The 13,553-nt window shown below is 53.1% G+C and carries 9 protein-coding genes; all 9 read left to right on the forward strand.

Features of this window, described 5'->3' with window-relative positions:
• Positions 1-54: 54 nt before the first annotated feature.
• The 9 genes from FYJ39_RS20815 (at position 55) to FYJ39_RS05465 (ending at position 13,551) form a co-directional block, all read left to right on the forward strand.
• On the forward strand, positions 55-8,763 hold the full coding sequence (locus FYJ39_RS20815) for a MutS N-terminal domain-containing protein (protein ID WP_456236682.1): 8,709 nt from the start codon (positions 55-57) through the stop codon (positions 8,761-8,763).
• The gene (locus tag FYJ39_RS05430; RefSeq protein WP_235919745.1) at positions 8,760-9,260 is read left to right on the forward strand and encodes a DUF3849 domain-containing protein; all 501 of its coding nucleotides are present in this window, start codon (positions 8,760-8,762) and stop codon (positions 9,258-9,260) included. Before FYJ39_RS20815 ends, FYJ39_RS05430 begins: the two co-directional genes overlap by 4 nt.
• Before the next feature lie 3 nt (positions 9,261-9,263).
• Positions 9,264-9,602 carry a plasmid mobilization protein gene (locus FYJ39_RS05435; RefSeq protein WP_154471470.1) on the forward strand — a complete coding sequence of 113 codons (339 nt, stop codon included), beginning with the start codon at positions 9,264-9,266 and terminating at the stop codon, positions 9,600-9,602.
• Between the two features lie 127 nt (positions 9,603-9,729).
• Positions 9,730-10,047, forward strand: coding sequence for a hypothetical protein (locus tag FYJ39_RS05440; protein WP_154471472.1), 318 nt, complete (start codon positions 9,730-9,732; stop codon positions 10,045-10,047).
• Positions 10,035-10,322, forward strand: coding sequence for a CD1845 family protein (locus FYJ39_RS05445; protein ID WP_154471474.1), 288 nt, complete (start codon positions 10,035-10,037; stop codon positions 10,320-10,322). The genes FYJ39_RS05440 and FYJ39_RS05445 overlap by 13 nt, the downstream gene beginning before the upstream one ends.
• A gap of 98 nt (positions 10,323-10,420) precedes the next feature.
• A complete protein-coding gene (locus FYJ39_RS05450; RefSeq protein ID WP_154471476.1) occupies positions 10,421-11,014 on the forward strand; it encodes a type IV toxin-antitoxin system AbiEi family antitoxin domain-containing protein in 594 nt (197 codons plus the stop codon).
• The gene (locus FYJ39_RS05455) at positions 11,011-11,856 is read left to right on the forward strand and encodes a nucleotidyl transferase AbiEii/AbiGii toxin family protein (RefSeq protein ID WP_154471478.1); all 846 of its coding nucleotides are present in this window, start codon (positions 11,011-11,013) and stop codon (positions 11,854-11,856) included. Before FYJ39_RS05450 ends, FYJ39_RS05455 begins: the two co-directional genes overlap by 4 nt.
• A 2-nt stretch (positions 11,857-11,858) precedes the next feature.
• Positions 11,859-12,071, forward strand: coding sequence for a hypothetical protein (locus FYJ39_RS05460; RefSeq protein WP_154471480.1), 213 nt, complete (start codon positions 11,859-11,861; stop codon positions 12,069-12,071).
• 55 nt (positions 12,072-12,126) lie between these two features.
• Entirely contained in the window at positions 12,127-13,551 is a 1,425-nt protein-coding gene (locus tag FYJ39_RS05465; protein WP_154471482.1) for a relaxase/mobilization nuclease domain-containing protein, read from the forward strand.
• Positions 13,552-13,553: the final 2 nt, after the last annotated feature.

A 13,553-nucleotide genomic window follows, 5' to 3' on the forward strand; every position in this document is an offset into this window, starting at 1 on the left:
TTTGATGCCCCCGGCGGCGGGCAGCTATCCTTCTTCCCCACGGAAGCAGAACAAATCCAATACATCGCACAAGCGGAGAGCGTAACAAAAACGCCCTTCGCTTTTTCTTTTGCCCAGGATGAAATCGACCATTTCCTGCGCCTTGGAAGCAATGCAGACCACCACCGCAAAAAGATTGCCGCAGAGTTTTCCAAGCAGAAGTCCGTGGAAGAAAATGCGGAATACCTCAAAAATCTGTTTTATGGCGGCAACGGCATCAAAATCGGTGATAAGAGCATCAGCGCGTGGTATGCCGAAGATGGCATCCATCTGGCAAAAGGCAACACCGCCCGGTACTCTGCCACTGCACAGGTCATTTCATGGCAGGAAGCCGCCGAGCGTATCGGTCAGCTCTTGGATGCCGGTCAGTATGCCACCAATGTGGAACTGGAGGAAGCCCACGGGCATGAACGCGACCTGATTGCAAGCGCCCTTTGGCATCTGCGCGGAGATCTCAGCGAGGATGCACGGGAACAAGGGTATCTGTCCTGTTTGCAGGAATACCGCAGGGGCGGCTATCCCGAAGCTACCGCAAGACTATCCGAAGCTCTCAAAAACCCCGCTTTCAGACAGACCCTTTTAGATGAATATGCCGCCTTTTGGACTGCATACAGCCAGGATCGGAGTCTGATGCGTTTCCACTTCCATAAAACACAGGAAATCTGGAACAATCTGAAAGACCTGTCCCTGCCGCGCCGCGAGTTTTCCACCGCTATGACGGAGCTGCCCGAAACAAAGCAGTTTATCACCGAGGACGAAATCAACGCAGCCCTGTCCGGTGGAAGCAGCTTTTCCGGTGGGAAAGGCCGTATCTATGACTTCTTCCGGGAACCCCACACCCCAAAGGAACAGACGGACTTCTTGAAAAAGGAGTATGGCATCGGCGGTCATTCCCATGCCCTTTCCCGTGCAACGGGAAGCCATGAAGATCACGATGGTAAAGGTCTGCGCTACAACAAGCGGGATTGCGCCGATGTAAAGCTGAACTGGAATCAGGTTGCCAAGCGCATTGACGAGCTGATCCGCAAGGGGCGGTACTTCACCCCGGAAGTTCTTGAAAAGTACGAAGCGGAAAAGGCAGCAAAGGCACAGGAAGAAGCGGGTAAAATTGCGGAAGAAACCGCCGAACAGCCGCAGGAAACTGTTTCTCCATCCCCGGCTTTTCTGGACTACAACGACATCAAGCATGACCATCGGGACGATATTGTTCTGTATCAGGTGGGTGATTTCTTTGAGATGTACGGCGAAGATGCAAAAACCACAGCCGAAAAGCTGGATTTGCATTTGACTACACGCCCCATCCCCGGAGCAGGCCGCGTGGAAATGTGCGGTGTTCCCGCACACGCGCTGGAACAGTATGTGGAGCGCCTACGGGATGATTACGATGTGACCATTGCTTCGTTGAACCGTGACAGCGGCGAAAGGAATATCTACACCTTGCTTTCTGTTGACCATGAAGCAGAGCGGGCAATCGACGTCCATGAAGCAGAGTTTGGTGCAGACGGTACAAGGGTATTCCATAACCCTGCCTCTGATCAGCAGCCTACCGTAAAGGAACTGTTTGAGCAGTACAAGTTATCCGTTGGTAATACGCTGGTTGCAGACCCCGCCTATATCAACGCCTGCCGCAACTCTGACCGGGAAAACGCTTATATCGAGGGCGCAGCCGCTATCCAGCGAATTGTCACAGAATCCGGTGATCTCCAACTTACAAAGCTCTATTTTGATATGCCGACCTTCCATAACCGTCTGCATCAGGAGCTTTTGGAAGAAACCTATCCCGCACTGGCAACTACGGTAACACCTTCACCGTATAAAGTCACACAGGCAGATATTGACGCGGCCTTGCAGGAATGGAACGGCAATATCGAAAGCAAACGCGCTGTCATGCGCTATATGAAAGAGCATGGGCGGGAAAAGGACACCGCCGCATGGCTGGCACAGGAATATGGCATGGGCGATACAGCCCTGCCGTTGCAAATCTCCGTTGGCAATTCGGAGCCTGCGGTACTGCCGTGGGCAAAGGTACAGCGGCGTATCGCACAGCTCATCAAAGAGGATAAATTCTATACCGAAGCGGAGTATGACCGTCTGGACGATGTTGACCCCATTGCCATCCGTGAAAACCTTGCCCAACGCGGCATTGTAAACGGCGAAGTAGTTGACCCCGAAAAGCTTGACAATGACCCGTTCATCCGTCAGGTGATGAATGATGTGGAGCAGATCGCCGCACAGGAAAAGGCAATGGATGCCCCTGACCGCTATTCCATCCGTCTGCTGCCTTATGAGGGCGGCATTACCGGCATTTGGGATGATGCTATCAAGAAGTATTACGGCGAGGGCGGCCAACTGCTTCGCTTTGCGGAACAGGCAAATGCGATTGACTATCTTGCCGCTATCCAGCGCACCCAGGGCATCCCGGAATCTGTGATTTTCACCACGCCAAACGGAAACGCCTACCACCCCGGCGATCATCTGCTTGCATCCTTTGATGCTGACACAAAGGTTTCCATGGTCATTGACCGTGTGGACGAGGATGATGTTTGGTACACCATGCCAAGCGTACCGGAGCAGGAAGCTGTCAGCATGGAGCGAACCGACTTTGAGCGGTACATGGATCAGGGCAATATTATTGTTGTCCCTGCGGAACAGGCGATTGCGGCAGAAAAACCGGAGCCGGTTGCCGAAACGCCTGCGGCGGTATATACCGAAACACCCTACAAGGTGGGCGATACTGTCTATTTGGATGACACCCTCTTTGAGATCACCGAAGTAGGGGACTACAATGTGCAGCTCCGTGACCCGGCGCTGGCCTATCCCATCTTCCGTGCGGAAAGCAAGGCGCAGTTTGAGCGGCTGTTGCAGCAGGACTACCGCAACGGCGGTATCACAGAATTTCTCCCTGCGGAGCTGGATATTACCGACACGGATTTGCAGGATGTGTTGACCGGCGAAGGCGGTCTGCTGGATGCAAGGGATAAGGAAATCATCTCCAAGTGGTTCCGCAACGGTGAGGGCAATAAGAAAATCAGTCACCGTATGTCCGAAACCTACGCGGGAACCGTAGAAACCATGAACCTTCTCAGTGGCGAGGAAGCTGACTTCCGTGCTACCACCGTGGGGCTGGAAATTGAAATCCAGGACAAATTTAATACCAAGCTGTCTTTCAAATGGGACGAAATCGTGCCTGTTCTCCGCGCCATGTATCAGCAGGAACGCGATGGTTTCTATCACGAACCTGTTTCACGGGAGCCGATCACGCTGGAGGGCGTTCCGTCCTACAAAGTGGGCGATACCGTGGTCGTGCCGTACCCTGACCGCGACATCAAGGGGACAATCGGCTACATCGGAGAGATTGATGTGCGGATCGACACCGGCCCGTATAGCTGGAGCCATCAAGCCATCAACCGGGAAATGTTCGAGGACTACATCCGCAGGGATGAGCGCAACGCGCATCTGTTCACACCGGAAGTAAGGGAAACAGGACAGCCGCAGATCACCACCGAACCCGTGGCATTTTATTCCGGCGAGAAAAACAATCTTCCCTATGACATTGTGGTAGAGCGGCTGCGGGTGGACGAACCGGAACATGACCCGCCTGCACAGACTATTTCTGCTGACCGGGAACCCGATTTGGAGGAAGTGCTGGACGGAAATCCCGTATCTGTTCGGATTGATGGTGAGTGGCGCACCTTCCCCAACACCGCCGCTGCCGAGGAAGCTATGTATGAGGAATCCAAGGCGGAGATCCGCAGGAACGCGCAGAATTTCCATATCACGGACGATAACCTGGGCGTGGGCGGCGCAAAAGCGAAGTATCAGGCGAACATCAATGCCATTAAGCTGCTGAAATCTCTGGAAGCGGATGGCAGACAGGCAATCCCTGAACAGCAGGAAGTGTTGTCCCGTTATGTGGGCTGGGGCGGTCTTGCAGATGCCTTTGACCCCACAAAGGAAAACTGGCGCAACGAATACACCGAACTGAAACAACTGCTGACCCCGGAGGAATATGAAGCGGCAAGAGCTTCCACCCTGAACGCTCACTACACCAGTCCCACCGTTATCAAGGCGATCTATGAAGCGGTTGGCAACATGGGCTTCCAGACCGGCAACATTCTGGAGCCGTCTATGGGTGTGGGCAACTTCTTCGGGCTTCTCCCGGAGGAAATGCGAAACAGCCGCCTGTATGGTGTGGAGCTGGACAGCATCACCGGACGCATTGCACAGCAGCTTTACCCCAAGGCCGACATTACCGTGGCTGGCTTTGAAACCACAGACCGGCGCGACTTCTTCGACCTTGCCATCGGCAATGTGCCTTTCGGACAATATCAGGTAAATGACCGGGCTTATAACAAGCTCGGTTTTTCCATTCACGATTACTTTTTCGCTAAAACGCTCGATCAGGTGCGTCCGGGCGGCATTGTTGCTTTCGTAACCTCCCGCTATACCATGGATAAGCAATCCCCCGAAGTACGCAAGTACATCGCGGAACGGGCGGAGCTGCTGGGCGCGATCCGTCTGCCGAACAATGCTTTTAAGGCAAACGCCGGTACGGAAGTGGTATCGGACATTATCTTCCTCCAGAAGCGTGACCGTTCTATTGACATTGAACCGGAGTGGGTACATCTGGGGCAGAACGAGGACGGGTTTGCCATCAACAGCTATTTCATCGACCACCCGGAGATGATCTTAGGCAGACAGACCTCAGAAAGCACCCAATATGGCAGACAGGACTTTACCGTTGCTCCCATTGAGGGACTGGAACTTGCTGACCAGCTTCACGATGCCGTGAAGTACATTCGCGGCAAATATCAGGAAGCGGAGCTGCCGGAGCTGGGCGAAGGTGAAGAAATCGACACCTCTATCCCCGCTGACCCCAATGTAAAAAATTACTCCTATACCGTGGTGGATGGCGAAGTGTACTACCGGGAAAACAGCCGCATGGTAAAACCGGAGCTGAATGCCACCGCCGCAGAGCGTGTCAAAGGCATGGTTGGCCTGCGGGATTGCGTGAATGAGCTGATCGACCTTCAGATGGACGAATACAGCCCGGAAAGCGCCATCCGTGAGAAACAGGCAGAGTTAAACAGCCTGTATGATGCGTTCTCTGCAAAATACGGTCTGCTCAATGACCGTGCAAACCGTCTTGCGTTCTCGGACGATTCCTCTTACTACCTCCTGTGTTCTCTGGAAGTGCTGGATGATGACGGGAAGCTGAAACGCAAAGCGGATATGTTCCATAAGCGAACCATCAAGCAGCAGACCCGTGTTGAAACCGTAGACACCGCCAGCGAAGCACTTGCAGTCTGCATCGGAGAAAAAGCCTGCGTAGATCTCGGCTTCATGGCCTCCCTTATGGGCGGCAGCGATAAAATCCCGCAGATCGTAGAGGACTTGAAAGGCGTAATCTACAAAGACCCCACCACCGGCGCGTTTGACTTGGAAGATGGCGGCACGAAATGGAGCAAGGGATGGCAGACCGCCGATGAATACCTCTCCGGTAATGTGCGCCAGAAACTCCGCACCGCACAGCGGGCGGCGGAGCGTGACCCGTTCTTTGCCGGGAATGTGGATGCCCTGATCGCCGCGCAGCCCAAAGATTTGGAAGCCAGCGAAATTGAAGTGCGCCTGGGCGCGACATGGATTGACAAGAAGTACATTCAGCAGTTCATGCACGAAACCTTTGAAACGCCCCGGTATCTGCGTGGAACCATCGAGGTCAACTATGTGCCTTATACGGCAGAGTGGCAGGTATCCGGCAAAAACTCCGTGCGCTACAACGATGTGGCGGCATACACCACCTACGGTACAGACCGTGCCAATGCCTACCGTCTGCTGGAAGATGCCCTAAATCTCCGCGACATCCGTATCTATGATACCGTGGAGGATGCAGACGGGCGGGAACGGCGCGTACTTAATGCCAAGGAAACCACCCTTGCGGCGCAGAAGCAGCAACTTATCAAGGATGCGTTCAAGGATTGGATTTGGAAAGACCCGGAGCGCCGTGAAACGCTGGTGCGCCAGTACAACGAGGAAATGAACAGCACCCGCCCCCGCGAGTATGACGGAAGCCATATCGTATTCTCCGGCATGAACCCCGAAATCACCCTGCGGGAGCATCAGAAAAACGCCATTGCCCATGTACTGTACGGCGGCAATACCCTGTTGGCACACGAAGTAGGCGCAGGCAAAACCTTTGAAATGGTTGCCGCCGCTATGGAAAGCAAGCGGCTGGGCTTGTGCCAGAAATCCATCTTTGTTGTGCCGAACCACCTGACCGACCAATGGGCGGCAGAGTTTTTACGCCTTTACCCCTCCGCGAACATCCTTGTCACCACCAAAAAGGACTTTGAAACCCGTAACCGAAAGAAGTTCTGCGCCCGAATTGCCACCGGCGATTATGATGCCGTTATCATCGGTCATTCGCAGTTTGAGAAAATCCCCATCAGCCCGGAGCGGCAGGAGCGTTTGCTGCGCCAGCAGATCGAGGAAATCACCGAAGGTATCAGCGAAGTCAAGGCAAACAGAGGCGAGAACTTCACCATCAAGAGTTTGGAGCGCACGAAAAAGGGACTGGAAGCGCGGCTGAAAAAGCTGCAAGACACCAGCCGCAAGGACGATGTAATCACCTTTGAACAGCTCGGCGTGGACAGGATGTTCGTGGATGAATCGGATAATTACAAAAACCTGTTCCTCTATACCAAGATGCGGAATGTGGCGGGACTATCCACAACAGACGCGCAGAAATCCTCGGATATGTTCTCCAAGTGCCGCTACATGGACGAGTTGACCGGAGGGCGCGGCATTGTGTTCGCCACCGGCACCCCTGTTTCCAACTCCATGACAGAGCTTTACACCATCCAGCGTTACTTACAGTATGACCGTCTGCAAGAGATGGGCATGGGACACTTTGACTGCTGGGCAAGCCGCTTCGGTGAAACTACCACCGCTCTGGAGCTTGCCCCGGAGGGAACCGGCTACCGGGCAAGAACGCGCTTTGCCAAGTTCTTCAACCTCCCGGAACTGATGAATATGTTCAAAGAGGTTGCCGACATCAAGACCGCAGACCAGCTCAACTTGCCGACCCCGGAGGTGGAGTACCACACCATTGCTACCAAGCCTACGGAAATTCAGCAGGAAATGGTGAAAGCTCTCTCGGAGCGCGCCACCAAGGTACACAGCGGTCAGGTCAAGCCCGAAGTGGACAATATGCTCAAAATCACCTCGGACGGGCGCAAGCTGGGACTTGACCAGCGCATTATCAATCCCATGCTCCCCGATGAGGAAACCACCAAAGTCAACCAATGTGTCGCAAATGTCCTGCAATACTGGCGCGACGGTGAAGCGGATAAGCTGACCCAGCTTGTGTTCTGCGACATATCCACCCCCAAGACCGCTCCATCCCAAAGGGCGGCAAAGGCAGCTCCCGGCAATCTGGACAGCCCGGAAATCCGTGCGTTGGAGGATGCCATCCCTCTGGACGATGAAAAGGATGAATCTCCCTTTACGGTTTATGAGGATGTGCGCCAAAAGCTCATTGCCGGTGGTATGCCCCCGGAGCAGATCGCCTTTATCCACGATGCCAATACGGAAGTCAAAAAGCGCGAACTGTTTGCCAAAGTCCGAAGCGGTCAGGTGCGTGTCCTGATGGGCAGTACCGCCAAGATGGGCGCGGGAACCAATGTGCAGGATCGCTTGATTGCCCTACATGATTTGGATTGTCCGTGGCGACCCCGTGACCTTACCCAGCGAAAAGGCCGTATTGAACGACAGGGCAACCAAAACGAAAAAGTCCATGTATGCCGCTATGTCACCGAAGGAACCTTTGATGCCTACCTCTGGCAGACCGTGGAGAACAAGCAGCGGTTCATCTCGCAGATTATGACCTCGAAATCCCCGGTACGCTCCTGTGAGGATGTGGATGCCACGGCGCTGTCTTTTGCGGAAATCAAAGCGCTGTGTGCCGGTGATCCGCGCATAAAAGAGCGTATGGATTTGGATGTGGAGGTTGCCAAGCTCAAAATTATGAAAGCAGACCACCAAAGCAAGCAGTTCCGGTTGGAGGACAATCTGCTGAAATACTTCCCGGAGAAGATTGAAGAAAGCAAGGGCTTTATCCGTGGACTGGAAGCAGATATGCAGACCCTCGCGGCGCACCCGCTCCCGGTGGAGGGCTTCATCGGCATGGAAATCCGTGGCGATAAGCTCACCGATAAGGAAAACGCCGGTGCCGCCCTGCTGGATGCCTGCAAGGAGGTAAAGGGCAAAGACCCGGTGCAGATCGGCAGCTATCGCGGTTTTGCCATGTCCGTTGCCTTTGATTCCTTCCAACAGGAATACACGCTGACACTCAGAGGGCAGATGACCCACCGTATCGAACTCGGCACAGATGCAAGGGGCAACCTTGTCCGTATCGAAAATGCGCTGGAGAAAATGCCAGAGCGTTTGCGGAATGTGCAGGATCAGCTTGAAAACCTCTATAACCAGCAGGCGGCGGCAAAGGCCGAAGTCGGCAAACCGTTCCCCCAGGAACGGGAGCTGGCGGAGAAAACGGCGCGGCTCATTGAGTTGGATATGGAATTGAATCTGGACAGCAAGGGACAGGCACAGCCCGAACAGATCGTGGCAAAGTCTGCCCGTCCTTCCGTCCTCGACAAGCTGAAAGCACCGCCGGTACGCGGCACACAGGATAAGCCCCACAAGAAAGAAATGGAGGTACGATGATGAAAGATGTTCCCGTTTACAAATACCCTGCGTCCCATGCACAGGAGCATGACGAGCTGAACGCCTACCGTGCTTCCAACAAGGCGAACATGGCCTGCAAGGAAGCCATTGAAGCGGCGATCCGCGACCATTACCGCGATAACCGCCTTGGCAGCGATGCCGTGAAACAGGTGGTGGAGCAGTTTGGATATGACCGTGTTTTCCATGTGCTTGCCGTAACCGTCCAGCAGAAGGATTGGGATGGTCGCATTTCGCAGGACAACAAGGCATGGGCAAAAACCGTTCCCATCTTTGAAAATCCCGATGCCTGGGGGACTGACCGCAACTGCTATCTTGTGGTAAGCAGCCATCCCGGTCTGACCGACCTGTTTCTCTCACAGGCAAGGAAAACACACGCCCAGGAACAGCAGAAATCCTCTGTCCGTGATAAGCTGAAAAAGCAGTCAGAAGCAACTTCGCCGAAACTTTCGGCTAAGTCCAAAGGGCAGGAGCGTTAAGCCATGGCGAAGCGGAAAAGGGATATTCAACTTAAATTTCGCGTGACCCCACAGGAACGGGAAATGATCGAAACCAAAATGGTGCAGTTCGGCACTACCAATATGGCAGCATATCTCCGCAAGATGGCGATTGACGGTTATGTGGTGAAGCTGGACTTGCCGGAGCTGCGGGAGCTGGTGTCCCTGCTTCGCTATTCCAGCAACAATCTCAACCAGCTCACCAAGCGCGCCCACGAAACAGGCCGTATCTATGAAGCCGATCTGGAGGACATTCAACAGAATCAGGAACGGATATGGACAGCGGCGGAGCAAATCGTTTCCGCACTGGCGGCGCTCAAATAACATCAGAAGGGCGGCGGCATTTTCGCCGCTGCCCCTCTTTTGCCATATCATTGCAAAAAAAGCCGATACTCGGTATGCTTATATCGTAACAAAAAACAAGGCCGCGAAGAAAGGAGATGCGGAGCGTATGCTGACAAATGAAATCGTCCTGACCGTATTCGCTGACTATCTCAGCCGCGATGCGGATTTTGAAGTCATCCTCACCAGCCGGGGGTACACGGTCATGGGCTGGGATAAATACCGCGAGGACTGGAACACCGTGGAATACTGCCCCACACCGGAAACCCTGCGGGATGCGCTGCTGGATGCCTACACCAGCTTTCGGGAAATGGAACTCACCGATGGGGAGCGCGATATGACCGCCGCCGAAAAAGCGAAGGTCAAAACGGAGTGTGATGCGCTCACGGAACAATGTGAAAAGGAGGCCGCGATATGTTCCTCTTGAAAATTCTCTTTGCGCCGGTATCGTTGGCACTGACCCTGTTCACCTGGCTGTGTGCCGGTCTGATCTCCTGCTCCGCCTTTGTGTTCAAGCTGGCAAGTGCGCTGCTCTCCCTGCTTGCCGTAGCGGTGCTGATTACCTACTCCGTGAAGAACGGCATCATCCTCCTGGTGATTGCATTTCTCATAAGTCCCCTCGGATTGCCGATGCTGGCGGTCTGGATGCTGGGCAAGCTGCAAGGTGCAAATGCGGCAATGAAAAACTTTTTATATGGATAAACAGCAGGCCGGGGCAAAATTGCTCCGGCTTGTTTCAAAATCGCTGTTTACTTTCTTGCTAATCTCGATTATAATATTAGCAAAAAAGGAGTGAGCGCATGACAACCTTTGAACAGCTTGACTTGCTCTTTGAGCAAAATCACGGCATTGTCAAAACCGCACAGGTTTTGGAACATGGCATTGCGAAGCATACGCTTTACGCTTACGCAAAAAAGAACGGCATTGAGCAGGCCGCGCATGGGATTTACATTGCTCCCGATGCCTGGACGGATGCCATGTATATCCTTCATCTCCGCTGCGCCCAGGGCGTATTCTCCCATGAATCCGCTCTGTTTCTTCACGACTTGACAGACCGGGAACCGAGCGAGTATTCCATCACCGTAAAAACCGGATACAATCCTGCCAGTCTGAAAGCAGATGGTATTAAGGTCTACACAATCAAAAAGGAATTGCACGGTGTTGGTGTGATTGAAATGAACACGCCTTTTGGCCATGCGGTTCCGGTATATGATGCGGAGCGCACCATCTGCGATATTATCCGCAGCCGAAGCGGTATTGAGATGCAGACTTTTCAGGATGCACTCAAACAGTATGCAGCCCGGAGACAAAAGGATTTACGGAAGCTGATGCAATATGCGCAGATGTTCCATGTAGAAAAAATGCTACGACAGTATATGGAGGTACTTCTATGATAAAGACAGCAAGACAGCTTAAAGATCTGATTCGCAATCTGTCAAAGACCAAATCTGCGGATGCACAGATTTTAATGCGGAACTATATGATGGAGCGTTTTCTGGAACGCATATCCCTTTCGGAGTACAAGGACAAATTTATCTTAAAAGGCGGTATGCTGGTAGCTGCTATGGTTGGCCTGGATGCCCGTTCCACCATGGACATTGATGCAACCGTCAAAGGCACAACTGTCGGCATTGAGGAAGTGGAGAATATGATTGCCGCCATCATTTCTGTTCCGATAGACGATGGTGTAGATTTCCGGGTAAAGCGTATTTCCGAGATCATGGATGAAGCGGAATATCCCGGCATCCGCGTCAGTATGGAAACAGAGTTTGACCGTGTGATTACGCCGCTGAAGATCGACATTTCCACCGGCGATGCTATTACTCCGCGAGAAGTCCGGTACAGCTTCAAGCTCATGCTGGAGGATCGCACGATTGAAATATGGGCGTACAATCTGGAAACAGTTCTGGCCGAGAAGCTGGAAACTGTTGTTTCCCGCGCTACTGCCAACACCCGTATGAGGGATTTTTACGATCTGCACATTCTGAATCAGCTCCACGGACACAGCATCTCCGCCGCTGATTTGAGTGCCGCTCTGATTGCTACCGCTACAAAGCGCGGAACAGAAAAGTACCTTGCAAATGCAATGGAGGTATGCGACGAAGTGGAAAATAGTCCGGTCATGGAAAAGCTATGGGCGGCATATCAGAAGAAATTTTCCTATGCTTCCGACTTGCCCTGGCACACAGTCATGGATTCCATCCGCAGCTTGTATGAGTTGGCACAGGTAAAATAACGATGGGCGCGAGTAATAAGATCTGTCCCAACTGCGGCAGAAAAATGAAGCAGCAATTCATCGGCTTACAGCATTGCAAATGTGGTGTAAGCTGGAAAAAGGACGAGGGATATTTTCAAAGAACTTCCGATATGGTTTTTGCTCTGGAACGCCGGAAAGTAGGAAAAAAGACAAAACAGTTCCCTGTTGTACGCTACAAATCCGATAAACAATAAAATGAAACGGTCTGCTTCGGCAGGCCGTTTTGTTCTGTTGGGAGGTGAACACTCTATGGCAACCACACGCCTGATGCCCCTGCACACCGGCAAAGGCCGCACCGTAGGACAGGCAATCAGTGACATCATCGACTACTCCAAAAATCCACAAAAGACGGATAATGGCAGACTGATTACGAGCTGGCAATGTGACAGCAGGATCGCGGATGCTGAATTTCTTTTTACCAAGAACCAGTACATCCAAAAGACCGGCAGAGTGCGCGGCGAGGATGATGTGATCGCCTACCATTTGCGGCAATCTTTTGTCCCCGGCGAGATCACCCCGGAGGAAGCAAACCGCCTGGGCTGTAAGCTTGCCAAGCGGTTTACCAAGGGCAACCACGCCTATATCGTCTGCACCCATATCGACAAAGAGCATATCCATAATCATGTGATTTGGAACTCCACCGCGCTGGATCAGACACGGAAGTTCCGCAACTTTTGGGGCAGCACCCGCGCTGTGCGGCGGCTCAATGACACCATCTGCATTGAGAACGGATACTCCATCGTGGAGAATCCGAAGCGTCACGGCAAGAGCTATAATAAGTGGCTGGGCGATAAGAAAAAGCCCTCCCACCGTGAGCGGATTTGCGCCGCCATTGATGATGCGCTGGCGCAAAAGCCCGAAAGTCTTGAAGCTCTGCTGGAACTGCTGCAGCAGGCCGGTTATGAAATCAAGGGAAAGAAAGTCCCGTCCCTGTTCGGCGGTGAACAGCAATATTCCATTCGCATGGACACCCTGGGCGCAGGCTATACGCCCGAAGATCTCCGCGCGGTGATTGCCGGGGAAAAGGAACACAAGCCCCGGAAACGCTGGACAGGAACAGCGACACCGGAGAAGCGCAGCGGGAATCTGCTGGTGGACATTCAAGCAAAATTGCAGGAGGGCAAAGGTGTCGGTTATGCGCGTTGGGCTACTCTGTTTAATCTGAAACAGATGGCGCAGACGGTAGCCTATCTGCAAGATCACGAGCTTATAGATTACAGCGTTCTCTCAGAAAAAGCGGCGGCAGCTTCCACCAGGTTCAATGAACTTTCTGCGAAAATCAAATCCGCAGAAGCGCGTATGGCGGAGATTGCCGTGATGCGAACTCATATCATCAACTATGCCAAGACCCGCGATACCTATGTTGCCTATCGCAAGGCCGGTTACTCCAAGAAGTTTCTTGCGGAGCATGAAAGTGAGGTCACACTCCATAAGGCGGCAAAGAAGTTTTTCGATGACCAGGGCATCCAGAAACTCCCCACTGTCAAGAGTTTGCAGGCCGAATACGCCGCGCTGATGACAGAGAAAAAAGCGGCATACGCCGAGTACCGGAAAGCCCGCGAGGATATGAAGGAGCTGCTGACCGCCAAGGCGAATATTGACCGCATTTTGGAGCTGGAAGAAGTACGGGAGGAACCGAATGTGCAAAAAGAGAAAGAGGCGGAGCAGCGTTAAGC

The organism is Clostridium porci, assembly GCF_009696375.1.
Classification (GTDB): domain Bacteria; phylum Bacillota; class Clostridia; order Lachnospirales; family Lachnospiraceae; genus Enterocloster; species Enterocloster porci.